This window comes from Aliivibrio sp. S3MY1 (assembly GCF_028765575.1).
Taxonomy (GTDB): Bacteria; Pseudomonadota; Gammaproteobacteria; order Enterobacterales; family Vibrionaceae; genus Aliivibrio.
Map to the genome: position 1 here is coordinate 180,405 of NZ_JARACO010000002.1, position 26,791 is coordinate 207,195.

The window sequence follows — 26,791 nt, forward strand, 5'->3', positions numbered from 1 at the left end:
ACAAAAGCGTAAACATTATTCAGAGGTAAAGATAATATCTAAAAACATTTGATGGGCTAATTTAATAAGCTTTACATCTTTTGTTAGCTGTAACGAAGCCAATAATCCGTTATAAACTAATCCTACTTTTTTAGCCTTTAACTCTGCATCTACAATATTGTGTCTTTTAAACAACTCAATCAATAGTTCTTGAGTCCGTTGTTTATACTGCGCACTTACCTCAGTAATACCTTGATCTTCACTGCTGTATTCACTGTATGCCAGTTGAAAATAGCAGCCATTAAATGATTCAATATCAATATACCCTGCAAGACCTTCAAAACGCAGCGCTATTTTTTCTTCTAATGTTAGATCTGTATTTTCATACAAAGCTTGAACGTAAGAAAGAGACTGCTGGCCAAACAAATCCAATGCGTTGGCAATTAAATTCTCTTTAGATTGAAAATACTTATAAATGGTCGCTTTAGATAACCCCGTCGCTGCGGTAATTTTATCCATACTTGTACCATGAAAACCATGTATTGCGCACAGTTCTATCGTCTTTTTTAGTGCGTTTACTCTTTTTTCTTCTTTCATACACCACCCTCCATTAATGCTGTGATTTTAGCAAAATAAACTGTTTAGTTCAAAAATTGATTGACAGGGTCAAAATAAACGTTAAATTAAACTAAACGGTTTAGTTTATTAATCAGGAGATGAAAATGAATACTAAAACTTGTAAAGCAATCTCAGCAGAAACCTCGTTAGGTTATAAAATTGGGGTCTTTGGTGTCGTACTTACCCTACTTTGGATAGGTATTTTTAAATTTACCCCAACAGAAGCGGCAGCTATCGAACCCTTGGTAGCAAATCACCCTTTAATGGGTTGGATATATGGGTTTATGTCAGTACAAATGGTATCAAATATCATTGGATTAACTGAAATCGTGATAGCTATAGGACTTATTGCTGGCTTTGTTAAGCCTAAGGTTGGTTACTATTCCGGCATTCTTGCCCTACTTACTTTTATTGCGACGCTTAGCTTCTTAGCAACGACACCTAACACATGGAAAGTTGTTGATGGTGTGCTAACAACCAGCTTCTTTTTACTTAAAGATATTGTGTTTATCTCTGTATCACTATTGGTGATTGAGCATAATAAAAAATACCTATAATAAATAAAAACAGCCTGCTCTATCCTTATTAAGCGGGCTGTTATATTTTTTGATGTTAAGCAGAGATCACCCTTGCATGTGTAAGCTCTACTTAAGACCAATCCAATCACATATATTTATAAATGCTTAGGAATTGATCTTGGTTTACCGCTTGAATCTATTGCTACATAGTTAAATGTTGCTTCACAGACTTGAAAACGATGACTAACTTCGTCTTCTTTAATTGGTTTAACCCACACTTCTAAATCAATCGACATAGACGTTCGTCCAATTTTGATACATTCACCATAGCAACAAACCACATCACCAACACTTACTGGCTTTTTAAATGTAATGCTAGACACTGAAACCGTCACAATACGCCCACCTGATATTTCTTGTGCTAAAATTGCACCAGCTAAATCAAGCTGAGACATAATCCAGCCACCAAAAATATCACCATTAGCATTAGTATCTGCAGGCATAGAAAGAGTTCGAAGAAGAAGCTGCCCTTTAGGTGTTTGGTTAGTGTTTAACTCAGTACTCAAAACGATTATCCATACAAAGTAATTTCGTGAAAGATATCACATTTTTAAACTATCGTCAGAGGTATTCACTCTAATAAAGAATTTATCCTCACAATGAATTCAATAGTAGCCACCTTACCCTTAAGCCTACAATAATTAAATATACAAAAGGTTTTGTATTATCATTTTCAATTACTTTTACATTCACCAAGTGAAGTGATTTATATCTAGTATTTACCTCACTTATAAAATACTATTCACCAAAAGGCACTTATAAATAATAGCCTTAATGTAGCATGTCGATAATAACGCTGCTTGTTCATAATCTGAACATATAATTATATAAATTAGAATAGAATTACATATTATGAAATATACCTTGACTGCTTTGCTTGCTTTATCTTTATTTGGGTGTGGTGGTGACAGCTCCACCGACAATAAAACCGTAGTTAATCATGTAACAACGCCAGAAAAAATAGTAAATCTTGATGGCATCAGTTTAAAGTCAATTATTTATCCAGACAAAATAAATGATTACTCTAACCAAGATCATTTAAAAATAGTCTTTTCTACAGATAATATTACAGATGGTTCAGAAACCATATCTTGCAATTGGATGATAGATAACATTACTGTTTCAAATGATTGTGAATATCTGTTGAAAGAAAATGAACACCTTTTGCCTATTGTTGTATCAGCTCAACTTAATTATAAAGAACAAGTAACCGAGCCATTCATTAAAACATTTACTAAGGTATTTCCTATTCAACAAGTTGAAAATAGTTATAGTAAAGTGACTCTTCTTAATACTGGTCAAGTTATAGAATGGAATCATATCCTCGATGGAGAATACGCTTATCAAGCAGAAAGACGCTTTGAAAAAATTCCATCTATAGATAATCATCAGTTTATCGCCATCTATGCACATGCTAATGCCTTCTCTGGTATAAAAAATAATGGTGACTTCTACCTTTGGGGTCCAAAAATAAAAGATAATGTTGATTTAATTGATGCTATCAACGCTGAAGGAGTTAAAAAAGTCACTTCTGCAAATAACTATTTTTCAATATTAACCAATACAGGCAATGTTTATATTATTGGTAGTTCTAAAGGCACAACTAAAAAGTTAACTATCGATAATTGTATTGATATGTTAACGAGTGAAAGCAGTACTATTATTCAAACTGAAGAAGATAAAGCTTGCTTAATTGAAGATAGCGGAAAAATATCATGCAGTGATATACAAGGCGATATAAATAATCTTGTAGAGCTAAAATACGATTATAAAGGTAACTACGCGCTTTTAACTGATCAAGGCAATCTATATCGATGGGGAAAACTAGCAAAAGCACAAGGTGAATTAGTTAGCCAAAATGTAGAGACTATTATTGCAAATGATAGTGCTTTTGCTTTTCTTAGACTAGATGGAACCGTTGGTGCTTGGGGAAGCAGAACTCAAGGTGGTGAATTCATCTATGATTATTATAGTTTTGAGCAAACTTACTTTAAAACCAGTAAGAAATGCGTACCTGTAAAAAATGATGTACCTGACTATGACTCAAGCGATATATATGATCCTGATTATGAACCAGCTTATGATCCGATATGTGGCCGAGGTTATGAGCAAGTGTCTATTCCTGCGTATTATTCACCAGAAAAAAAACACTCTGAGCATAAATTAGATACTGAGCTGACCAATGTTAAAAAAATCGTTGGCGCGTCTGGTTCTTTCGCGGCGTTAACTCTTGATGGTGATGTTATTACATGGGGAACTATCTTCAGTGGAGGTAATATTTACTCAGATAAAGTTAACCATGCAAATGAATTAACCAATATCGTAGATATAAAAACAAACACAAACGGGTATTCAACCATACGACAAGATGGTGATATTACTTCATGGCAAGGAGTATGGGATATTACAGCCGAGATACAATTTGGTAAATATATTAAATATTATTATTATGACCAAAATAGACCGAGTCATGTAGGGTTCTCTGATGCATTTATAAAAGCATCTCCAGATAATGTTACCTCTTTCACATCAAATGAAGGCGCTTATTTATTAACAGAAGAAGCAAAGCGAGAATCCTCTCCTCACTTTATCCTTAACTCCTGGGGATTTAAAGAGCTTGGTGCTGGTTTAACAAATATAAAATTACCTGGGAAAGTTGATAAAGTATTCCCACATAAAACGGGGTTTACTATTTATACTGACCAAGGACATATTTATAACATTGATGTACCCAATGAGATCGCCGTGCTTAAAAAAATAGAAACGACGATTTAAGAGATAAAAAACAAATGCGTGGATATGGTCTTTGTATTGACCATATCCACTTTTACAATGACTTTTTTAAAACTGCAATGAATCACCTTGCTCAGGAAAAATAAAGTTTACACCTAAATTATTTGCTTCTGCTAACTGCTTTTTGATAATCACTTTAGGATCTTCACTATTCTTTAAGCTGTATTTGATGTGACTTATGACTACGTTTAGATCTTTTAAAGAGCCTTTACCATTAATTCCTTCAAGCACACTTAATTCTTTAACTAACCAGTTTGGCGTTAAATGTCCAAATAAAGATTTATCTGGAGTTTCGTTGGTAAAAGAAACTTCAATAATAATCCCCTTTAACTTCTCTTGTTTTACAAAAGGAGCTAAAGCAGACCACGTCGTTTTCATTGCCGAACTTTTCTCTACTTCATCAGGCCCTGTATCACCAAAATAAGCAAATACATCCCCTTCACTATCTTTTAGAATAAATACCGTAGATTGCCCACCAGAATGAGACAAAGGCAATGACATCACACTCATTGTTGTTTCAGCTATCGGACTCCAAACACCTGGTTGAAGATCCACATAATTGTATTTATTCAATTTAAAACCATCGCCTTTATTACCAAAATTAGGCCATGCTGACCAATTAAAGTAATTCTTCATAAGATCTTTATTTGTCGCTTCTAATCCATAGATCGGTTTTTTACTGTCATCAGGAGAAGAGATAATTAAACCCGCAACATGGTCTAAATGCGCATGACTAATAAAGTAGCCCTTAATCTTATCCTTTAATAAGTAACCTACTTTTGTATAGGGAGAGTCATCTGGTACGGTAATATCTTTAAACGCACCTTTCTGCTCTGAAACAATTAACCCATTAACAACAGAGCCTGCATCAAGCATGACAAAATGAGAATCAGCCTCACTTTTAATTAAAAAAGCTGTTAAATTACCGTCTTGGATCCCTCCTTTACTCCCTAACGTAACGGTATCAAAACTCGCTGATTGAGCCGAAAAAGAAAATACAGACAAACACGTAAATAACACTGCCAATTTATTTTTAAACATAGCTAACCTTAATACTATTGCACACCCTTGTGCTCAGTCAGATAATACAATGAGATAATTAAATGGTGTATTAAATATTTAATACTATTGATAAGAAAGTAATTATCTGGGGTAATTTATCAATGGGAGATAACATTTACCATTCAGCATTGTCATTACCAGATGCACTGCAACAAAAACTGATTGTAGCTACCGAGGCGAGTAAAACATTTGGTTTGTCTTCAGTGCGTATTTCTAATTTAATGCTCCCAAATCAAGAGTTAAAAGCACATTTAGATGCTCAAGGTTCTGGCTTTATTCGCTTAAACTTAGGTTGCCCTCATGAAGTACTCGTTCAAGTGATTCAGCGAATTAAAGTAGCGTTGAGTAGTTAAGTGAATTACCATAATCTCTAAAACAAAAAAGCCGCTTAATGAACGGCCCCCAATAATAGGCCAAGCAACTGAGTGAATATCCTAATTATCTCCCACTGTTAGCGTTTCATTTTGCTTTCTAAATTGTTCCGGAGTTACTCCAGTATGCTTTCGAAACATTTTAATAAAAGAAGACCCTTGGCTATAACCAAGCTGATACGCTATTTCATTAATACTTATGGATTCTTTCAATAGTGTCATTGCTTTAACTAATTTTGCTCTCTGCCGCCAATCATTAAAGATTTAAATTTACCGATAGTGTGTGTAGCTCGAGCCAAAGTAGGACAACAAATTGACTTTGTTGGGCCAGATAATATGCAAGCGGCTAAAATCGCTATCATAGGATTTGATGATGTGCCTGAAGCTGAATTAATTCAACCATCACTCACCTTTGTATCATCCCCTATTCGAGACATTGGTCGACAAGCAGGACATCGATTAATTCATCAAATCAACAATAAAGACAGCGCACCTCAAAGTTTAATTTTAAACCCAGAATTAATTGCTCGTGATTCAGCTTAGTCATCTGTTTTATAAATAAAAATCACATATAAAAGAGAAATATTTGGGTTAGTAATATGTAATTACAAGCCCAAATATGCACTATCCACGCAACTTATGCCTCACTTGACTAAAGCGATAGAAAATCAAAGACAGAAGCAATAAACCACAACCAACCAGTTTATTTAACGGCATCGATTCATCATATATCCAAACACTAAGTAGCATTGTCCAGATAGGTTCAAGTAACATTAGGATGGCCGCATTAGTCGGTGTTACCCATTTCTGCCCTATCGTTTGCAATAAATAGCGCAGACTCGTTGCAAGCAACACACTTAATACGACCCACTTCCACGTAATTAGGCTCACCTCTTGTGGCCATGTTTCTAATAAAAGTGATAACACGACACCCAAGCAACCAACCGTAAATAGTTGTAATGTCGTTAATAAAATCGTCGGTAAACTGGCCGAATACTTACTGTTAAAATTAAAATGTGTCGCAAGACCTATTGCTGCACAGATAAACCATATTTGACTTGCCGATACATTCCACCCATCATTCCATGCTAATAAGAACAGGCCAGAAATAGCAATTGGCAACGCAAACCAAAATGCTCTTGGAGGCCTATTACCAAACAGTGGCCAAGCAAGTAAAGGAACAAATAGCATAGAGAGGCTCATAATAAATGCCCCTTTACCTAAAGTGTCGCTGATTGATATTGCATGTATCCAACAAAATAAGGCTGAAGAAAGTAATACGCCAACCCCCATAGAACGAAGACAATCTTGCCATAATGCTTTTTTCAAGGCACTAAAACAAAATGGCAATAAACACAGTGAGGCCATAACAAAACGAATGCCAATAAAAGCAAACGGAGGTAGCTCTTGGATTGCCTCTTTTGAGAAAACCCATCCAGCCCCAGCCAAAAGAGTGGTGATAATTAAAACAGGCTCAGCACGAAGTTTAGTTAGCATAAAGACACTTAATAGTGATGAAGACAGAAAATGGTGGGTATTTTAATACGCATCAAGCGAGACATACAGATTTATAAACTAATTTATCATTTAGTCGTAATAAAAAAAGAGCATATTGAAATTATCAACGTGCTCTTTAATATATTATTAGCCCACAAGCGTTACGCTGTCACTAAAGCCTTATTATTTATGCCCTTCTGCCGTGATCTTTATAACCTCTACCACCACATTACTTGCTGCTTTTAATGAGTTCACTGGCAAATATTCATAAATAGAATGGAAGTTATGTGCCCCAGTAAATATGTTCGGACATGGTAATCCTTTCTGTGACAATACCGCACCATCATAGCCACCACGCATAGGCACCGCCTTCATCGTAATGCCATTTCTCTCATACGATTCTTTGGCGATAGTAATAGGAAAGCTAGCATCCCCTTCCAAACTGTTTGCTACATTCTCATAGCGATCACTTAGGTTGATAGAGATACTTGACTCACCCCATAACTTCGCACAGCTGTCTGACAGATTTTGTAAAAATGTCATGCGATCACGATATCCATCTTTATAAAAATCGCGCACATCCATTTTAAGTATCGTTTTAGCACTGTTGCCAGATAACTCTTTCACCCAATAATAGCCTTCACGACCTTCAGTATATTGAGGCGCTTCACCACCTGGCAGCATACTAATGAATTGATGAGCCATTAATAACGAGTTCTTTAGCTTCCCTTTTGCAGACATTGGGTGTGCAGATTGCCCAGTAAACGTAATGATTGCATCACCGGCATTCCAATTTTCATGAACAAACTCACCAATGCCACAACAATCAAGCGTGTAACCAAAATCAGCACCGAAGCTTTCTACATTAAACGCTTTAGCCCCTCGTAAGCCTTGCTCTTCATCAGGAACAAAAGCGACTTTGACCGTTCCATGAGGAATATCAGGATTCGCCTTTAACACTTGCAGTGCATTCATGATTGCAGCAATCGCGGCTTTATCATCAGCACCTAATAAACTTGTTCCATCCGTTACAATAATATCATCGCCAATGTAATCCACTAATTCAGGAAACTCAGTCTCTTTTAAGAAGATATTTTCTCCTGCATTCAAACAGATATCACCGCCTTGATAATTCACAATGTGTGCTTTTGTATCATTGCTTTGCTCTGCACTCGTATCTAAATGCGCAAAGAAAGAAACCGTAGGAATAGGTTTTGACTCTTCGCTTGTTTCTATATTTGCAGGTAATGTCGCCGTCAATATTGCAGTATCACGTAGAACAACGTCTTCCATCCCTAAAGCAGTCAGCTCTTTTGCTAATAATTGAGCAAGAACCATTTGACCATCAGAAGAAGGCATAATGCCCGCCGCGCCTTTCTCTCTGCTCGTTGTTGTATTAATGCGTGTGTAACTTAAAAAACGTTCAATAATATCCATGGGTAACTCCAATGCTTTATTCATTCTCAATAAATATTCGATAACATACGATGTGTTCAACCATCACACTAAAATCTGTGAACAAATTAGTACGGTAATCAAACCACCCGTCATTGGGATAATGGTTCGTTTAGCTAACTCAATTGGTGATACGTTTGCCACACCCGCACACGCAATAACCACACCTGCAACTGGAGAAGCTGAACGCATTAAACCTGCTGCTAGTTGCATAGGAAGCGCAACATGAGCTGCCGCCGTACCAACTTGAGCAGCCACATCTGGTGCTAAGTTTGAGAAGCTAAAGAATGAGGCGTTACCAGAACCAGACAGCATGGTGACAAGAACAATGATAATCACAAGAACAAGAACCATGGCTAAATACCCTAATCCCATATTTGATGCAGAGTCGAGTAATAAAGCAATAAAACCAATCGTTGTTAAACCGGTAACGAATACTTGTGCCGAGATAATTAAACTGACCACGCCAGTAAATACGTTACCCATGCCTTCTAAATACACCTTTAAAGAAGCCGCGACTTCTTTGCCATCACGGGTATAAAGATAATCACACACCATTGCGATAAACAAAGAGATAAACATAGCTGTCACTACATCCATACGAACCGATGTCACCGCAAATTTACTGAAGGTTAATAGAAGCAATAATGGCAATACAGGTAAAATTGCGAACCACTTAGGCGCTTTACGTTGCTCTTTAGCATCAAGATTGAACTCATGAGTCACGCCTTTCTCTTCGTCTTTTTTATCAAAGTAACGCTGACAAACATAATGCAGAGCAGCAATCACTGCCATTGCTGCCATAGCAACTGGAAGTTGGTAACTTGCAAAATACGTCGCTACATCAATACCAGACACTTCAGCCGCTTTGTTTGCTGCAGAAGACGCAGGACCTAAATCTAAACAACCAGTCGTAGCGACCACCGCAGCCGCTGCTGCAGGGTTACAACCAACACCAACAAGCACTGGATACATAGCGATAAGTAATAACAACGCTAGCCCTGTAGCACTTGGAATAAAGATATTGATCAACTGACCAATAATGTAAGCAAATGCCAACACTAAATATGGGTTTTTAATATAAGAAAGCGGTTTAGTCGCAATTTGCACCATCGCATTTGCCGCACCAATGTGACCCATGTATTTAGAGAAACCACCAACCGCCATGATGATAAGACCTAGCTTCGCAAGGGTTGATGATGAAATAACTTTTATGACTTCAAAAAAATCAACAATGATCGACCCTGTTGGTGTGCCACCTTTAGGTAAAAAATCGGTCGTTCCATTAAGAACACCCAAACCTATCATTAATAAACCAGACAGAAATAATACCGCCTGAGTATTGTATTTTTTTATAATAAAATACCCGACACCACATATTATTGGTAACGCTAGAAAAGTAATCATAACAAACCTCATTATATTATAAATATAGAATAGAGATGCTCATTAAATAAAATAAGCATAAATTAAAAGTGCAACAATTCCCTGCCAGTAAATAACAGCAGTTATATTTTCATTTTATTTCATTAAATCTTTATTTAGTAAAAATACTAAACTCGTCAAATAACCCTTCGATACGCTGAAATCGATCGTTTTTTTCTTTTTGTTTCGATAAGCCTTTAATAAAAGCCTCAATTAATGCAAACCCTGAGGCTCTATTATTAAAGAAGCCATCACTTGCACTCTCGACAGCAAACTGGATATCACAATAAGCCACAAAAGGGTTTACAGGCTGATCAGTCACTAAAATAATTCGTCCACCAAATTGATGGAACCATTTAACTAAACGTATCGTTATGGTTGAAAATCGATGATAAGAAATAGCAAATAAAATATCGTCTTTACTCACATCTACCAGTTGATGCGGTAATGTTGAAATATCGGCTTTTAGCCACACCACATCTTTACGTAAGTATCTTGCTAACAAGTAAAAATAATTTGCTAACGCCTCTGATGACGCACTACCAATAACGTATAACTTCCCTTTCGGATCTTGCATATATTCAATAGCACGATCAAAGTCAGCCTCAGAGAGCATCTCGAAGGTTCTCGTCATATTAGACATGACTTCATCATAATGATTTTTTAGTACATTATTTTTATTATCAGTAGGTTGAAGCGTTTCATAGCGCTCTACTGGTGTAGTCAGTGTTAATGCTAAATCATCAGCAACGTGCTTTTTAAACTCTAAAAAACCGCTAAAACCTAAATGCTGTAGAAAACGTCCTAATGTCGCCTTCCCTACGCCTATTTGCTTGCATAGCTCATCAATTTTAGCAAATGGCAACATGGTGTAATGCTTCATAAAATACTGAGTAATACGCTTTTCTGCCTCGGTTAGCGCCCCCAATCCATTTACTGCATTAATGAAGTCTTTTTTATCCACGGGGATTATTTCCCAAATATGTAATCTATGGGACATATTTCCACCAATGGCATGATACTTTCAAGGGAATTAAATTTTCCCATACTTAAATTGTGACAAACGCATATAAAAAGTAAGGATTTAACATATTGTTAAAATAACGCTAATAAAACGCAAGTGAATAGTGAAGATGCCTGATTTTATCGCAAAAAAAAGGCCACTACATTTAGTGGCCTTTATCATGATTTAGTATTAACTAAGCAAATATAATTATTTAATATTAATCACATCACCAATAAGCAAACGCTTAGGGTCCGAAATTTTAGGATTTAGTTGAAGTAAATCTTCTAATGCGATCCCATGCTCTCTTGCAATGCTATATAACGTATCATCTTGTTTGATCGTGTAGTACATCACCGCTTCATCAGCTTGTTGCTGTGCTTGTACTTTTAGCTCGCCTTGCGCTACATCTAACTTACGTACAGCTTGGTAAATGTCACTGTCCGTTTCTTTTTGCTTTTGTAGCTCAGCTTCTAATGTACCAACCTGAGATTCTAACGTGCTAACTTTTGATTCTAATGTACCCATTTTTTCTGTCTGATTCTTTTGCTGGGCAATAAGCTCATCATTTGAAGCACAACCAGTAAGAACTAATGAAGACATTAGCGACGCTAGCAGAATTATATTTTTTTTCTGTTTCATATTTTTCTCACAACTTCATCTAGTTGATAAATAACTTTTACTATTGTCATAAAAATAGAATGTATGTACAAGTAATAAATAGCTTTATTGATGATTTTTGCTTGTTTTCGCCTATTTGAACATTGAAATAATTAAGAAACCCAGTAATTTTACTTGATGTCACTCAAAATCTATAGGAGAGCATACTTTACTTATTAAAAAATACTCAAGCGCATCCCTTGTTGATACTCGAGCCTTACAGACGAGTAACACAAGGACAAAAAACAACAGCACAATGACTTCAGAAGGAGTTAACACTGGCAGATTTTGAATGAGATATACTACCCTCTTTTAATTCTAAAAAGTAAATACTCGATTTCGACCATTGTTCTTAGCAAGATATAGCGCTTTATCTGCTATATTTAATGCACTTCTAATATTTACTATATTTGAATAGGAAGCCACTCCAATACTGGTCGTTAATTCTAATTCTGCAGTACTAACCGTGAACTTTTCTTTATATATCTCAAGCCTCAAACACTCGCATACCTCTTCTGCTCTTATTATATCTAACTCTGGCATTAATAGTATAAACTCATCGCCACCACTCCTTGAAAGAATATATTCACTAGGTAAGAGCATCATGCAAATATTGGTAAATTTAACCAAAACTTCATCACCTACATCATGTCCATATGTATCATTAATTTTTTTAAAAAAATCTATATCAAAAATAGCAATTGAACCATAAATTAGCTTCCCACTCTGAAGGATATTTATTCGATTTTCAAATCCACGTCTATTTAATAGCCCCGTTAAAAAATCAGCATGAGCTTCATTTTCTAATAACCGTTTTTCTTTCTCACTATTTTTATTCTTATTAATGTATTTAAAAAGCAATGCCGCCATCAAAAATACAATTGATACGAAAATAAACACTGCAAATACAAGGCTATATTTTGGTGAGTTTTGAGATATATATATTTCCCACGTAGTATTAAATACATGGACTTTACTCTTCATTGGTTCATTACTTAAATCCCCTTTAGACCTAATCATTCTTTCATTAACATTTAGGTTATCTGGGTTGTACCCAACAATTGAATAATCAACAACCCCATGTTCTAAAAGGACATTATCAATACTATCAATAATTGAATCTAAGTATACAATCGATGATACAAACCCCCAGAAGTTATTTTCATTTAGAATGGTTTTTCTAATAATAAAAGCTTGCTTACCATTTTGTACTAGTTTAACAGGGCCAATTATAACTACTTCTTTTTTTAAAATAGACTCTAAGCTTCCTAATTTACGATTTTCATCATTTAAAACATCATGCCCTATCGCATTTTTATTTTCTTCGTAAGGGTATACATAGGAAACGATTCCATTTGGAAGTAATAGTATTGAATTAACATTATTATAATCATCCAACAGAGCTTTACTTACACGATTAAACTCACTTAATAATAAGTCACCCCCTTTAGATAAATTAACTACCTCTTTTAATACTTCAGAAGAAACTACGGCATCATTAAATATTAATCCTATAGATTTATTTAATTCAAAAATAACCTTATTAAAATGTTTTTCATTATCTGCATCAACCAACCTAATAACTAAAGACTCAGTTACAAGTAATGAGAAAAAAAACGAAACTACGATAATTACTTTATTTAACATTAACAATCCAATAAATACACTAAGCCACAGCTCGCAATAACAAAAAACCACCAAGCTGCTTTAATCAAATAACAAAATCAATAACTCTTAATTACAATATATAAATATATTCACATTAGTTCATAGGTAATAATTTATAGTATAAAACCTCTTTGATATATCTATGGCAATACTTTAATTCAAATATATACAGAATAAAAACTGGACGCCTGCGGACACAAAAATAGCTAAATGATTGATAAAACAAGGAATTACAGGTACAAAAAAGCCCACACTGGGTGGGCTCTTTCGTATAATGTGGTGCCCGCTACTGGACTCGAACCAGTGACACCTTGCATGTCATGCAAGTACTCTAACCAACTGAGCTAAGCGGGCAAATCGTTAACCGGGAAGTAATTAACTTCTCCTTGAGAACGAGATAGATAATATCGATTTCTTTTTATCTCTGCAAGCCTTTTTTTATGATTATCAATCGTTTGGCTATTTATTGCCCAAACCGTTCAAAAACGACCCAACTTGCTAGTTGCCTCCTTTTAAAATAGAATTAGTTTACCGTTAAAAGGATTTATCTCATGCCACAATCTCGCTTCCATCACCTAAAATTCTTACAGCCTATTCTAGTTCTATTACTTATTGGCATTGCGATTATCTCGCTAACTTTTAGCATTCAAAGTTTTCAATCTGTCGAGAAAACGATCCGAACCTCTTCATTTAAAGCATTCAACAACTCTATTGAAGCCAGTTACGATATTGTTGATACCGCCCTTAATGAATCAATAAAACGCTATTTGAGAGGGATTGTACTCACTTCTGCCAAGTTTATTACTCAAATTCAAAAATCTCCCTCGCTGACACAAGAACAGAAAACAGCACTAATTCAAACATACATAAACGCCAATAAAATTGGGGATACTGGCTACCCTTATATATTAAATTCTAAAGGCCAACTCGTGTTCCACCCTATTTTTCAGGGCCGTAATGTCAGTGAGTATCGTCATGTTCAAGAGCAAATCGATAATGATGATCATTTTGTTGAGTATTTATGGACTAACCCTGGGGAAGAAAAACCGCGCAGAAAATTGGCTTATTCTATCTATATCGAAGAGCTTGATTATGTGATCTCGGCAAGTGCTTATAAAGATGAGTTTCTACATTTTATCGATAAAACCATCTTAAAAAATAAGTTAAGCAAATATCAATATGGTAAAACAGGGTATGTTTACGTTATTAACTTAACCGGTGAGCTTATTCTTCACCCTAGTTATGAGGGAAAAAACATACGCAGCTTGATTGGTGAAAACGCGGATGGTTTACTTGAAAAAATCCGACAATCTGCTAATCGCCATAGCTTGCAGATGAATTTAATTAATGGCTCATCAGAGGCAACGTTTCATACGGCTAATGTTGAAGATTACACTTATATGATAACAATGGATAATAACACCTATCAAAAAGATGTTCTTTATATCTATTATCCATATCTAGATTGGGCAATTGTCTCTGGGATCTCTCGTGATGAGCTTAATCGTCCAACAAGTACACTACTGTATAGTTTATTCGCACTGATTCTAAGTTTAACCGCAATCATTATCGTTCTGCTACTGTTGCTCAATCATCGCCATAGAAAACTAGTTAACGTTCTTAATTGTGACTATTTAACAGGATTGCTAAATCGCAGAGCCTTTCATGAGTCAGCATCAAAGCTGATCAGTGATAAATATCACCCCACAACGTTTGCTCCTTACTCTATTATCTTATTAGACATTGATTTCTTTAAGCGCATTAATGACACCTATGGCCATATTGTTGGTGATAAAGTCATTGCGATTGTAGGTAAGGCTATTTCACAGTACCCGCATATTTTAGCGGCACGCTATGGTGGTGAAGAGTTTGTATTATTTACAACCGTAAGTGAACCAAAACAAGCGATTCTATTTACTGAGAAAATACGTAAAAATATAGATAAATATAATGTGTTACATGAGAACATCACATTAAGCGCAGGTATAACAACAATAAATAAGCCAAACGTGTTGTTAGATGATGTGATTGAACAAGCAGATAAAGCGCTATACCACGCAAAAAATACGGGCCGCAATAAGGTTGTTCATTACCAAGAGTTATAAATGAGACATAAAGCTAAAGGGAGACTGGACAAGTATTGATGCTGTACTACGCTAAATAAAGTATGTTCTCCATTTATATTAGCGCAAGGCTCATCGAGCCATTTCCCTAAGCCCGTAATCAAGAAGCGTTACGGGCTATTTTTTAGGGCAATGATCTGTTTTTATTCAGATTTAGCGGCTACTAGATAGATACCATCTTTTTCAATAGTAATTTTACCCGCTTTATATAAACCACCAATTGTCTTTTTAAACGTACCTTTACTTGTTCTAAATTCAGTAAAGATCGCATCTGGAGATGATTTATCTGTTAACGGTAAGAAGCCTTCTTTTTTCTCTAACGTTGCGATAACTTTTTCACTTAAATCATCCATACGAGCTACGCCTGGACGCTGTAGAGAAAGTGAAATTTTACCATCTTCACGCATTTCTGCGATGAACGCTTTAAGTTGCTTACCAATGAAAAGCTTACCAAATACATCTGAGTGGAAGATTAACCCCCAATGCTCGCCATTGATAACGGCTTTGTAGCCAAGATCAGTACGTTCCGCGATTAAGATATCTACTTGCTGACCTTTCTCGTAATTCGCAGGTGTATTATCCAACCACTTGTTAAAACGAGTTGTACCAACAATACGGCTAGATGCTTTATCAATGTATACATATACAAGGATAGATTGACCTTCGTTTAAGCGGCCACGTTGCTCACTAAATGGAACCAATAAGTCTTTTTTAGCGATACCCCAATCAACGAAAGCACCAATGCTGTTTGTGCCAATTACGTTCATTAAACCGAATTGACCTACTTGTGCTTTTGGTGTTTCTGTTGAAGCAACCACTTCATTTTCTGAATCAAGATAAATAAACACATCAAGCGCTTCGCCTACTTCTGTGCCTTCTGGAACAAAACGACTTGGAAGAAGAATAGAACCATAATCATCGCCATCTAAAAAGACACCAAAATCTACAGTTTTTGTTACTTCTAATTTGTTGATTTGACCAATTTTAATCATTACTTCAATTCCTAAATAAAATACTCGGCGATTATACCTGAACTCTGATATGCTTGCTGTATGAATTACCATTTTTATAGGAATTTCCTGTGATTACAGTTGGTAAGAAAGATGGCTTATCACTAAAAATCTCACATATTGTTGAAGAATCTAAGCAACATGAACTGGAAATGTATCTTTTCATTCCCGGCGAGCTTGGTTTAAACAAAGACATGGTTTCTGAATCAGAGTTTTACTACAACTCAATTCAGAGCCAGCGTACGTATTTCAGTGATAAAAATCACCTCCCCCTTGTGCACTCTCGTCTCGCGCAACGTGGCCGCCTGTCTACTGAACAATATCGTTTAAGTTTGAGTTTATACGCTTATCAATACGCCCTTGCGTTAGAAAAAGCCGTACTGCAACTTAATGATACCTCTCGGGACGATATCACTCACCAAGAAGTAAATGATGCAATCGAACTGGCTATTGATATACTTAGGAAGTTACGCCGTAACGTACCTTATGATGACACGTTAAAACGCTACTACGCCAATATCGATAACTATTTGTCTTGGTACACTGAACAGCGTTTTCTTTCTTTACTTGCTCATATGCCAAGAAATGAAGATTATAAGCTGGTTAAAGAACGCCTTGTTGATATCTGTGAGCAAGAAGCACTGCACCGTCTAGATAAGAGTTATAACTCAAGTAAAGCTCGAGAAGACATGACGCGGATGTCAAATAAGATGCGTCTGTTACGTCGTTTAATCGAGTTCCCTATCGTACTTAAAGAAAAGAACTTAGCGCTTGGCAAACACATCAAGCGAATGGTTAAAGGCGGAGCAACGGCGGTTGTGATGATCTTTGTATCACTAATGGTGATCCAAGCACGTGGGTTTTTGGGTGAAATTACCGCCTCTTTCATCTTTGCAGTTTCATTTATCTATGCCATGCGTGAGGTCTTTAAAGATGACTTGCGTGATGTAATGTGGCGTTGGATCCGTAAAGGGCAGCCTAAATGGCGTAAACGCTATCTTGACCCTACCACCAATACTTATGTGGGAAGAAAGCTAGAGTGGCTTGATTACATGACATTCTCAGAGCTAGACCGTGACATTCAGAAATTGCGTAAAAACCGTGTAGTTCAGCGTGAAGAGGTCGTTCTCTCTTATAAAAGCCAAACTAAAATGGCAATTACTAAGTTTATGAGTGGGTATGAACAAACTCGTGAAACAATGCTGATTGATCTACGCCCTATTGCACGTTTAATGGAAAAAGGGTCTCAAAAGATCTATCACTTAAACGAAGGGCAAGTGACGAAGGAGTCGGTTGAGAAGCGACACTTAATTAATTTAATTGTGCGTGAAACCATGGATGATTACAGTACTCGGCTACACCGTTGGAAAATTGTAGTTAACCGCTCTAAAATCATAGATATTGAAAAGATTGATATAAACTAATTACCTCTTTTTAATAATCTAAAAAAACGCCTTTAGCTTTACACTAAAGGCGTTTTTTATGTTCTAAATTATGCAGTGACGACAACGTCTGTTGCATTTAACTGATCAAGTAATTCTTGAACTCTTGGGTTTTGAGCAAGCTCATCAATCGTAGTAACTACTGGTTTTTTTGCTTTTTTAGCGGCTTGAATTGCATGCCCAACAAGGTGAAGTACTGCATCGTTTTGTGGATCAAAGTGATGCTCTAACGCTTCATTTTGCTTATCTACACCTAAAGTAAATTGAGTTAGTGTATCTACATTGACAACCAATCCATCAAAGTATTGCAGTAATTTATCGGCCATTAATGCTGCGGCTGGTACATCACACACGAAATGTACTTTAAGACCATTTAAGCCACGTGGTAAACCATAAACAGCTAAGCGGTCAATAATAGTTGCAGCGTCACTTAAGTTACGTACGAATGGAACGACAATTTGCACACTTGCTGTGGTTGCCGCCATCACTTTCTTAATCACTGCACACTCTAAAGCAAATTGCTCAGAGCTTGCATCAGAGGCAAAACGAGTTACACCACGAACGCCCATGATTGGATTTGCCTCTGATGCTTCTAGTTGACCTGCAAGTAAGCCTGCAAATGCTGCGCTGTCGGCATCAGAAAACAATATTTTGATCTCTTTCGTTGATTCATTGGTTGCCGCTAGAATCACATCAGCTAATGTATCAACAAAGTGGGCTTTACCATCTGCTGCGCCTTCAATGATAGCAGCTAGACTCTGAGCATCAATATCACTCATTACTGGTGCTTTAATCACCGCTTTTGGGTGATAAAATAAATGCTCTTGAATTAATCCAGCAATTGAAACATAAAGTGATGCTTCTGAATCGTTTTGTGGTTGATAAGAAGGCAAACTCGCCATGCGTGTTAGCGTTGGTAAAATAGTATCCGTCATGCTTGCTCCAATAAAATCAGTAATTCGTTTTCATTATTTAATGTTATTTATGTTGAACATACCGATACATGAGCAACAACTCAAGTCTAAACGATACAATGCGTTAACTTTTCTTAACTGTTCTGCCTCCCTATAAAAATTTTGGGTTTCATCCCTTTTAATTTTCCGTTATCTTACTCGGGTGTATTAAAGAATTAACAGGCGAAACTATGCCATTTCAAACAGATGAACTTCGTACTCAGCCTTTAGGGCCAATGCCAACACCTGCTGAGCTAACGACTGCTCACCCTGTTACCGACGATGTTGCAGAACATATTGAGCAATCTCGCGCACAGGTTGAAGCAATTTTAACTGGCAAAGATAAACGTCTTTTAGTTATTGTGGGGCCATGCTCTATTCATGATACAGAAGCAGCTCTGGATTACGCACAACGCTTAACCAACATTCAAGATCAGTATAAAGATGAACTATTCATCGTTATGCGTACTTACTTTGAAAAACCACGTACCATTGTGGGTTGGAAAGGCTTGATTACCGACCCTAATCTAGATGGCAGTTATGCACTTGAAACTGGGTTGCATAAAGCACGTAAACTGCTGCTTGATATTAATAAACTGGGTTTAGCTACGGCGACTGAGTTTTTAGATATGATCACGGGACAATATATTTCAGATCTTATTACGTGGGGCGCTATTGGCGCACGTACCACTGAATCTCAAATTCACCGTGAAATGGCGTCTGCCCTATCTTGTCCAGTTGGTTTTAAGAATGGAACTGATGGCAACACACAAATTGCGATGGATGCGATTCGTGCAGCTAAGGCTTCTCATTTCTTCTACTCTCCAGATAAACAAGGTCGTATGACGGTATACCGCACTGCGGGTAACCCATTTGGTCATGTGATCTTACGTGGTGGTAGCAACAAACCAAACTTTAATATAGATTCAGTGACCGATGCTTGCCAACGTTTAGAAGGGGTTGATTTACCACCTCATCTTATTGTTGACTTTAGCCACGCAAACTGTCAGAAACAACATCGCCGTCAACTTGATGTAGCCAAAGATATTTGTGCTCAAATCGAGTCTGGCAGCAATAAAGTCGTTGGTATTATGGCTGAAAGCTTCATTATTGAAGGCAACCAACCAATGATTGATTTGAACAACCTAACTTATGGCCAATCGATTACTGATCCATGCCTAAGCTGGGAAGATACCGTGACTATGTTAGACATGTTATCAAATACTATTAAAACATCTCGTTAATTTAAGGATTTAAACTATGCCTGCTTTTGATATCGTTTCTGAAGTTGATAATGTTGAACTAAAAAATGCGGTAGATAACGCTACTCGTGAATTAGCTACTCGTTTCGATTTTCGTGGCGTTGACGCAAGCTTTGAACTTAAAGGCGAAAACATCAAGATTAAAGCCGAAGATGATTTCCAACTGTCTCAATTAGTAGATATCCTACGTGGTAACCTTGCTAAGCGTGGCGTTGATGCTCGTTCTATGGACATTAAAGACGCTGTTCACTCAGGTAAAAACTTTTACCAAGACATCGACTTTAAACAAGGTGTTGATACGCTTATCGCTAAGAAATTAGTCAAAGAGATCAAAGCATCAAAAATTAAAGTGCAAGCGGCAATCCAAGGCGAACAACTTCGCATTACTGGTAAGAACCGTGATGATCTTCAAGCAGCGATGGCACTGGTTCGTGAAGGTGACTTTGGTCAGCCTTTCCAGTTCACAAACTTCCGTGACTAACCCAGTTCTAATTATCTAACAAACCGTGTTGTTTGAAAGATATAAAAAAAGCGCCTCTGCTGTTTATCAGTGAGGCGCTTTTTTATTATTTTCGATTATATTGTTAGCTGGGTTCTAGTTTAAAATTAGCTGACTAATCGTTCAAACTCATCAATTTGTTGGCTTACTCTATCTAAGCTCTGCTGCCAAAACGTTTCTTGGGTTAAATCCATCTGCAAATGCTTTTGAACCACCTCTTCAGCTCTCATAGAGCCTGTATCACGCAGTAAACTTACATAATCAGTGTAGAAGTGCTCACCCTTCGCTTCTCGTTGTGCGTACACCCCAATACTGAATAAGTAGCCAAATAAATATGGGTAGTTATAAAAACTCACTTCTGGAATACTAAAGTGCAATTTACTTGCCCAAAATAGAGGATCAGGCTCAGACATCGAGTCTCCATACCATTCTGTCCAAGTGTCCCCCATTAAACGAGATAATTGATCGGGTCCTAGTTCTTTATTTGATCGTTGCTCATAAAATGCTTTTTCAAACTCATAACGAACAGGAATATTAATCGTAAGTGCTAGTGCAGACGATAACTCTTCCCATAGCATTTCAATTTTGTCTTCTTTGGTTTTTGCCTTAGCAAGCAGCGCATCACGTACTACATTTTCAGCAAAGATCGATGCGGTTTCTGCCAATGTCATTGGGTATTTAGTTTTACACAATGGCATATCTCGCATCACCCAATTATGGAAGGCATGGCCTAGCTCATGCGCGAGCGTTAATACATCTGACATGCTATTGCCCCATGTCATAAAGACCAATGGCGTTCGAGAGTCCGCAAATTTAGTACAGTAAGCGCCAAGACGTTTTGTTTCTTGTGGCGCAGCATCTATCCAACCATTTTTTACCATCAAATCAACAAAATCGGCCATCTCTTGAGAAACACCGGCAAATGCATCCTTAATGATATCAATCGCTTCATCAAAGCTGTACTGAGAGGCTTCTCCAATGAGCGGAGGCATAGAGGCAAGTTGGTCCCAAGGGGTTAACTGCTCAGTCCCAAACATCTTCGCCATTAAGCGCCCTGCTTTTTGGCCGACTTCACGATTCTTTTTCGCTACCGACATCATACTATCAAGTGTGGCTTGCTCAATACGGCTGCCATGTAAACTCGGCTCAAGAAAATGCACGCTATTTACAGCGCTACGTTTTTTATATTCTGTTAATCTCCAGCCTGCTAGCGCATTTAAGATAGCCGAAAAACTTTCTTTGTTCTGTGCCATTGCTAGCTGTATTGCACGCCAGGCAGGCTCTCTACGAAGCGTATCACTGCCATATAGAATACTAGCAGCTTGTGATAAGCCCATCGTTTCATCAGTACCATTAGGAAGTTGCAGTGTCACTTTCATTGAGCCAGTAATATTATCGTATAAACGGCCCCAGGCATTTTTACCATCAACACTCATGGCTGACAATAACTGCTCTTCTTTCACACTTAATCGTGTTGCGACTAGCTTTCTCTCTTCTTCTAGTAAGAATCGTTGTGCTTCTAGCTCTTCACTCATCGACAATACTGATTCAAACAACTCCGTTGGTGCATTCACAATCGCATCTAAATATGGACTAAAGGCTTGTGAAAGATCCGAAGATAACTTAGTCATTTGGTTCACTAAGGCTTTGGCTTGTTCGTTTGCAGCATCAACAGAAGCAATGCAGTTTCCATAACTCGCTACGGTTGCCAATTGCACTGAAATCGACTCTTTTTCAATGATCGCTTGTTGTAAGTCATTAACGTCTAAATTAACGTCACCATTAGTGAAAACGGTAATGCGTTGTTCAATAGACGCTATCGTGTCTATCAACTTTGGATCATCAAGGGATTGAAAGGCAATAGAGAGATCCCAACTTGGTGCAGTCATGATTGTGTCCTTTTATTTTGTTTTGATCATCATAGCAATTGATTTAGATTGATAACAGCGCCTCTGAATTGATCTCATCTTTTGAGTTAATTCGTCTTACTTTTCTCAATTTTTTGAACTAATAAGCACGCTCGATGACCATTTTCTACATTGGCATTAGGAAAGACTACGCTTTCTCCCCCGGCTTGAGCGGTATATTTCACATCGCTATCGGTAGCAAGTAAGTCATTTTCAGTAAATGACGTGAAGTTAGCGAGATCGCTAGTGAAATGAAACGTAAATTGATTGCTGTGTTTCATAATGCTACGCGTTACTTGGTATTCTACCAATGTCGCATCAGATGACGCCTGCTCAAAATAATCAGCGTGACTGATCATATTTCTTAATGCTTCGTTAAACTCAGAAAGCAAGGTTAAGTCGTTCTCCCCCATTTTTGATACTTTACCAAGCTCAACCGTTGCGGCATGAGCGCCATGATGCTCTGCACTGTACCAACTAAATGTGGATGCTGGGGCTTCTGCGTATAAACAGGCTTCTATTTTACTGCGTGATAGGAAATCTAATAATAATTCTGAGCGCTTATAGTGTTGATTATATGGATGTATCGCAAAGGTATAGTGTTGAGATGAGCGGATGGCGCAGTGTAAGTCTAAATGCCACTTCTCTTCTGCATTATGCTTGGTAAAAAAGCCATCCACGCTTCTCATTAAACGATTGGCTACGTCGATTTCAACAATATCTTTATTTTCATCTTGATGGTGGCTAAAAAGTCGGTTTAGGTTGGTATCAATAAAGCGAGTGTGTTGATGAGTTGCTGCGGGATGGCCATAGATAAATAAACAAGGCTGAGAAAGTGATAATCTCCCACTTTGTATATCTGCAATGATCTGATCAAGCAGTTCTATTGGTGAGGTTTCGTTACCATGAATACCTGATGAAAGCACGATGGCTCGATGAGATTCAAAATCTAATTCAGGAACAAACTCCACCACGCCACGACTGTGTAAAATGACATGAGTCCCGTTTGCAAGTTGCCAAGTCTTTTCTTTTACTGGGATAGATAAATCTAATGTATTTTGAATAAATGAAATATGTTCCATTGGTACTTCTCTTCCTTGGTAATATATTCAACCAAAAAACTGTACCACTAGTAACACAACAAAATAACAAGATAACAACATTTGTGTGAGTTCAAACATCGCTTATATCGGATTTAGGATATATAGATAATAAAAAAGCTGCACAACAGATTAAGTTATACAGCTTTCATTTTTCTTAGCTCAAGTTGGCAAGATTATTTTTCTACTGGTAGACTCTCAACACGAGCTTTCAGTTTCTGACCCGGTTTAAATGTAACAACTCGGCGTGCAGAAATTGGAATATCTTCCCCAGTTTTTGGGTTGCGTCCAGGTCGCTCACTCTTTTCGCGTAAGTCAAAATTACCAAAACCAGATAATTTTACTTGCTCACCACTCTCTAGAGCTTGCTTAATCTCTTCGAAAAATACTTCTACCGTTTCCTTGGCGTCGCGTTTACTTAATCCAACTTTTTCAAATAAGGTCTCAGCCAAATCAGCTTTAGTGAGTGCCATAAAAACTACCCTCAGGTTACGTTAGAGATAGTTACAGTATTTACTGCAACCGGAAACTGAATTGTTAGAACAACGACTTAACATTGCATCAACTAATAGACAGTGTATGCCAACCATCTGATTTTCGCCAACTTTTTTCTTAAGAATCATGCACTATTTATGAGATAACGATCAAATTTATAAGCTATTTACGCTAAGATATCTCACATATACCTAAGCTAAGTTGTTGATTTGGTATTTAACACTAGTTATTACGGATTTATCAGATTATTTGTCTGTATGTGAAATTGTGATACCAAGCAGATAATTATTAATAGAATTAAAAATAAGGCATCTATTTGATTGTGAACAAGTTAGTTTTAGGCAAATGTTAGAGCGATAATAACTAAATACAAAAATTGTCTTTCGTTTCAGAATTAAATACTGAGATTGAATTATACTCTTTAATTCTGACCAATAATAAAAAACCCAGTATTGATCGCTCAACGCTGGGTTTACTTTATTTATGCAGTGTTCGCTGCTAATTAGTCACGCAATGTTGCTGAGAACTTCTCACCAATGGCTGCAACGATAGCGTCAACAGCTGAAGTGATATCAGCCTCTTCTAATGTACGTTCAACTGATTGAAGTGTCAGTGCAATTGCAAGACTCTTCTTACCGTCTTCAACACCTTGTCCACGGTACACATCGAACAGTTTAGCGCTAGTTAATAGCTCGCCACCTGATGCTAAACATTCAGCAACGATGTCACCAGAAGCAATTGCTTCGTCTGCAACGATCGCGATATCACGACGGTTTGCAGGGAACTTAGATACTGCTGCCGCTTCAGGGATAACGCGAGTGTTGATTGCGTCCCACTCGATTTCAAACATGATGGTACGACCGTTCAAGCCAAACTTACGCTCTAGCTCTGGGTGTACTGTACCGATGAAACCAACTTCTTTACCATCAACAACGATAGCTGCTGTTTGACCTGGGTGAAGTGCTGGGTGTTTAGCCGCTTTAAACTCGTACGCTAATTCGTTAGCAGTTAGTTCAAGAACCGCTTCTAAATCGCCTTTAAGGTCAAAGAAATCAACGGTGTTAGTTGCGATATCCCAGTGTTCTTCACCACGAGTACCAGCGATGATACCAGCAAGCATCATTTCTTGACGCATGCCGTTTTCTGCTGATTCTTCAGGAATAAAACGCAGACCAGATTCGAATAAACGAACGCGTGGTTGCTGACGTTTTTGGTTATGAACAACAGTGTTGATCAAACCAGTCCATAGGCTTAGGCGCATTGCTGACATGTCAGCTGAAATTGGGAATGGCAGAATTAACGGCTCAATCTCAGGCACGATCAGTTTTTGTTGCTCAGGCTCTACGAAGCTATAAGTAATTGCTTCATGGTAACCACGATCAACAAGAAGGTCTCGAACACGCTTAAGCGGTTGATTTGCTTCTTTGTGATCGTTCATGTTAAGTGCTGCAACAGGTGCTTGGTTTGGAATGTTATCGTAACCGTAGATACGACCAACTTCTTCAATTAGGTCTTGCTCGATTGCAATATCAAAACGCCATGATGGAGATGTTGCTGTCCAACCTGTGTCTGTCGTTTCAACAGAACAACCTAGACGCGTTAAGATCTCAACCACATCTGTTGATGGGATGTGATGACCTAATAGACCATCTAACTTGCTGCGACGTAATTCAACCGTGTTTGCCGTTGGAAGATCAGCGTCAGATTCTGCTGCAGAGATAGGAGCGACTTCGCCACCACAAAGTTCAACAAGAAGCTGAGTTGCACGCTCCATCGCTGTTGCTTGTAATGTAGAGTCAACACCACGCTCAAAACGTAGAGAAGAATCAGTGTGTAGACCGTATGCACGCGCACGACCACGAATGTGATCAGGGGCGAAGAATGCACACTCAAGCATGATGTCAGTTGTTTCAGACGTAACACCAGACTCTTGACCACCAAAGATACCAGCGATTGCTAGTGCTTTGTTTTGGTCTGCAATCACTAATGTATTGTTGTTTAGCTTCGCTTCGTTGCCATCAAGAAGAGTCAGTTTCTCATCTTGTTCAGCCATACGAACCACAATGCCGCCGTCGATCTTAGCAAGATCAAACGCGTGCATTGGTTGGCCTTGCTCAAGCATTACGTAGTTTGTAATATCAACAATCGCATCGATTGAACGGATACCACAACGACGCAGTTTCTCTTGCATCCAGATTGGCGTTTCAGCTTTTGCATTTACGTTCTTGATTACACGACCAAGGTAACGTGGACACGCTTCAGTTGCTTTAACGTCAATAGAAACCGTATCTTCAATGCTTGTAGCTACAGCTTCAATAGTTGGTTCAACTACGTCTGCGCGGTTAAGAACACCTACTTCACGAGCTAAACCACGAATGCTAAAACAGTCAGCACGGTTTGCTGTTAGGTCAACATCGATAGCAACATCGTTAAGCTCAAGAAGCTCACGAACGTCCATACCTAATGTAGAGCCTTCTGGTAGTTCTAAAATACCGTCAGATTCAACATCAATACCCAGCTCAGAGAAAGAACAAAGCATACCGTGTGATGGAACACCACGTAGTTTTGCTTTCTTAATTTTGAAGTCACCAGGAAGTACAGCACCAACCGTTGCAACAGCAACCGTTAGGCCAAGACGACAGTTAGATGCGCCACAAACGATGTCTAAAAGCTCTTCTTCGCCGATATCAATTTTAGTTACACGAAGTTTGTCTGCGTCTGGGTGTTGACCACACTCAACCACTTTACCTACTTTAACGCCGGTGAACTCACCAGCAACAGGTGCAACTTCATCAACTTCCAAACCAGCCATTGTGATTTGGTGAGCTAGCTCTTCGCTGTTAATAGCAGGTTTAACCCACTCGCGTAGCCAAGATTCACTGAATTTCATA

At 37.7% G+C, this 26,791-nt stretch carries 22 protein-coding genes, 1 tRNA gene and 2 pseudogenes; 8 read left to right on the forward strand and 17 right to left on the reverse strand.

Annotated features, from left to right (window positions below; translation table 11 throughout):
* Positions 1–15: 15 nt before the first annotated feature.
* The gene (locus PVK62_RS02575) at positions 16–576 is read right to left on the reverse strand and encodes a TetR/AcrR family transcriptional regulator (protein WP_274443101.1); all 561 of its coding nucleotides are present in this window, start codon (positions 574–576) and stop codon (positions 16–18) included.
* Positions 577–701: 125 nt separating this feature from the next.
* Here PVK62_RS02575 and PVK62_RS02580 point away from each other — a divergent pair, with 125 nt between their 5' ends.
* Positions 702–1,154: a DUF417 family protein gene (locus PVK62_RS02580; RefSeq protein ID WP_274443100.1), complete on the forward strand. Its 453-nt coding sequence runs from the start codon at positions 702–704 to the stop codon at positions 1,152–1,154.
* A 116-nt stretch (positions 1,155–1,270) separates the two neighbouring features.
* Here the strand turns inward: PVK62_RS02580 and yciA are convergent, their stop codons facing one another.
* A complete protein-coding gene (yciA, locus tag PVK62_RS02585) occupies positions 1,271–1,681 on the reverse strand; it encodes an acyl-CoA thioester hydrolase YciA (RefSeq protein WP_274443099.1) in 411 nt (136 codons plus the stop codon).
* Between the two features lie 346 nt (positions 1,682–2,027).
* Here yciA and PVK62_RS02590 point away from each other — a divergent pair, with 346 nt between their 5' ends.
* The gene (locus tag PVK62_RS02590) at positions 2,028–3,950 is read left to right on the forward strand and encodes a hypothetical protein (RefSeq protein ID WP_274443098.1); all 1,923 of its coding nucleotides are present in this window, start codon (positions 2,028–2,030) and stop codon (positions 3,948–3,950) included.
* Positions 3,951–4,016: 66 nt separating this feature from the next.
* Here the strand turns inward: PVK62_RS02590 and PVK62_RS02595 are convergent, their stop codons facing one another.
* Complete coding sequence (locus tag PVK62_RS02595) at positions 4,017–5,009, reverse strand: MBL fold metallo-hydrolase (RefSeq protein ID WP_274443097.1); 993 nt, start codon at positions 5,007–5,009, stop codon at positions 4,017–4,019.
* A gap of 104 nt (positions 5,010–5,113) precedes the next feature.
* Between PVK62_RS02595 and PVK62_RS02600 the strand changes: the two are divergent.
* A pseudogene (locus PVK62_RS02600) lies at positions 5,114–5,383 on the forward strand (hypothetical protein); the annotation flags it as partial.
* 81 nt (positions 5,384–5,464) lie between these two features.
* Here the strand turns inward: PVK62_RS02600 and PVK62_RS02605 are convergent.
* Positions 5,465–5,662: pseudogene (locus PVK62_RS02605) on the reverse strand (helix-turn-helix domain-containing protein); the annotation flags it as partial.
* 18 nt (positions 5,663–5,680) lie between these two features.
* On the opposite strand from PVK62_RS02605, the gene PVK62_RS02610 reads away from it, so the two are divergent.
* The gene (locus tag PVK62_RS02610; RefSeq protein ID WP_274443095.1) at positions 5,681–5,944 is read left to right on the forward strand and encodes a substrate-binding domain-containing protein; all 264 of its coding nucleotides are present in this window, start codon (positions 5,681–5,683) and stop codon (positions 5,942–5,944) included.
* Between the two features lie 81 nt (positions 5,945–6,025).
* Here PVK62_RS02610 and PVK62_RS02615 read toward each other — a convergent pair whose 3' ends face one another.
* The 7 genes from PVK62_RS02615 to PVK62_RS02645 all read right to left on the reverse strand — a co-directional run bounded on the left by PVK62_RS02615 (position 6,026) and on the right by PVK62_RS02645 (position 13,463).
* Positions 6,026–6,898, reverse strand: coding sequence for a DMT family transporter (locus tag PVK62_RS02615; protein ID WP_274443094.1), 873 nt, complete (start codon positions 6,896–6,898; stop codon positions 6,026–6,028).
* Between the two features lie 183 nt (positions 6,899–7,081).
* A complete protein-coding gene (gene pepT / locus PVK62_RS02620; RefSeq protein WP_274443093.1) occupies positions 7,082–8,335 on the reverse strand; it encodes a peptidase T in 1,254 nt (417 codons plus the stop codon).
* A gap of 63 nt (positions 8,336–8,398) precedes the next feature.
* Positions 8,399–9,760 (reverse strand): C4-dicarboxylate transporter DcuC, encoded by a 1,362-nt coding sequence (gene dcuC / locus PVK62_RS02625; protein WP_274443092.1) that lies wholly within the window; start codon positions 9,758–9,760, stop codon positions 8,399–8,401.
* A gap of 130 nt (positions 9,761–9,890) precedes the next feature.
* On the reverse strand, positions 9,891–10,742 hold the full coding sequence (locus tag PVK62_RS02630) for a MurR/RpiR family transcriptional regulator (protein WP_274443262.1): 852 nt from the start codon (positions 10,740–10,742) through the stop codon (positions 9,891–9,893).
* Between the two features lie 249 nt (positions 10,743–10,991).
* Positions 10,992–11,423, reverse strand: a complete 432-nt coding sequence (locus PVK62_RS02635) for a LysM peptidoglycan-binding domain-containing protein (protein WP_274443091.1) — start codon at positions 11,421–11,423, stop codon at positions 10,992–10,994.
* Between the two features lie 336 nt (positions 11,424–11,759).
* The gene (locus PVK62_RS02640; RefSeq protein ID WP_274443090.1) at positions 11,760–13,088 is read right to left on the reverse strand and encodes a sensor domain-containing diguanylate cyclase; all 1,329 of its coding nucleotides are present in this window, start codon (positions 13,086–13,088) and stop codon (positions 11,760–11,762) included.
* A gap of 298 nt (positions 13,089–13,386) precedes the next feature.
* Positions 13,387–13,463 (reverse strand) — tRNA-Val (locus PVK62_RS02645).
* Positions 13,464–13,660: 197 nt separating this feature from the next.
* Between PVK62_RS02645 and PVK62_RS02650 the strand changes: the two genes are divergently transcribed.
* Positions 13,661–15,214 (forward strand): diguanylate cyclase, encoded by a 1,554-nt coding sequence (locus PVK62_RS02650; protein WP_274449332.1) that lies wholly within the window; start codon positions 13,661–13,663, stop codon positions 15,212–15,214.
* 161 nt (positions 15,215–15,375) lie between these two features.
* Here PVK62_RS02650 and PVK62_RS02655 read toward each other — a convergent pair whose 3' ends face one another.
* Positions 15,376–16,224: a CvfB family protein gene (locus PVK62_RS02655; protein ID WP_274444959.1), complete on the reverse strand. Its 849-nt coding sequence runs from the start codon at positions 16,222–16,224 to the stop codon at positions 15,376–15,378.
* Positions 16,225–16,313: 89 nt separating this feature from the next.
* Here PVK62_RS02655 and PVK62_RS02660 point away from each other — a divergent pair, with 89 nt between their 5' ends.
* Positions 16,314–17,666, forward strand: a complete 1,353-nt coding sequence (locus PVK62_RS02660; protein WP_274444958.1) for a hypothetical protein — start codon at positions 16,314–16,316, stop codon at positions 17,664–17,666.
* 68 nt (positions 17,667–17,734) lie between these two features.
* Here PVK62_RS02660 and PVK62_RS02665 read toward each other — a convergent pair whose 3' ends face one another.
* A complete protein-coding gene (locus PVK62_RS02665) occupies positions 17,735–18,619 on the reverse strand; it encodes a putative PEP-binding protein (protein WP_274444957.1) in 885 nt (294 codons plus the stop codon).
* 209 nt (positions 18,620–18,828) lie between these two features.
* Here PVK62_RS02665 and PVK62_RS02670 point away from each other — a divergent pair, with 209 nt between their 5' ends.
* Both PVK62_RS02670 and PVK62_RS02675 read left to right on the forward strand, forming a co-directional pair.
* On the forward strand, positions 18,829–19,881 hold the full coding sequence (locus tag PVK62_RS02670) for a 3-deoxy-7-phosphoheptulonate synthase (RefSeq protein ID WP_274444956.1): 1,053 nt from the start codon (positions 18,829–18,831) through the stop codon (positions 19,879–19,881).
* Positions 19,882–19,897: 16 nt separating this feature from the next.
* Positions 19,898–20,380: a YajQ family cyclic di-GMP-binding protein gene (locus PVK62_RS02675; protein ID WP_045102132.1), complete on the forward strand. Its 483-nt coding sequence runs from the start codon at positions 19,898–19,900 to the stop codon at positions 20,378–20,380.
* Between the two features lie 125 nt (positions 20,381–20,505).
* On the opposite strand, the gene PVK62_RS02680 is transcribed toward PVK62_RS02675, so the two are convergent.
* From PVK62_RS02680 to pheT, 4 genes are all read right to left on the reverse strand, one after another.
* A complete protein-coding gene (locus PVK62_RS02680) occupies positions 20,506–22,287 on the reverse strand; it encodes a M3 family oligoendopeptidase (protein WP_274444954.1) in 1,782 nt (593 codons plus the stop codon).
* An 86-nt stretch (positions 22,288–22,373) separates the two neighbouring features.
* Complete coding sequence (locus PVK62_RS02685; RefSeq protein WP_274444953.1) at positions 22,374–23,387, reverse strand: succinylglutamate desuccinylase; 1,014 nt, start codon at positions 23,385–23,387, stop codon at positions 22,374–22,376.
* A 194-nt stretch (positions 23,388–23,581) separates the two neighbouring features.
* Positions 23,582–23,878: an integration host factor subunit alpha gene (locus PVK62_RS02690; protein ID WP_060990903.1), complete on the reverse strand. Its 297-nt coding sequence runs from the start codon at positions 23,876–23,878 to the stop codon at positions 23,582–23,584.
* A gap of 524 nt (positions 23,879–24,402) precedes the next feature.
* The gene (pheT, locus tag PVK62_RS02695) at positions 24,403–26,790 is read right to left on the reverse strand and encodes a phenylalanine--tRNA ligase subunit beta (protein ID WP_274444952.1); all 2,388 of its coding nucleotides are present in this window, start codon (positions 26,788–26,790) and stop codon (positions 24,403–24,405) included.
* Position 26,791 lies beyond the last annotated feature (1 nt).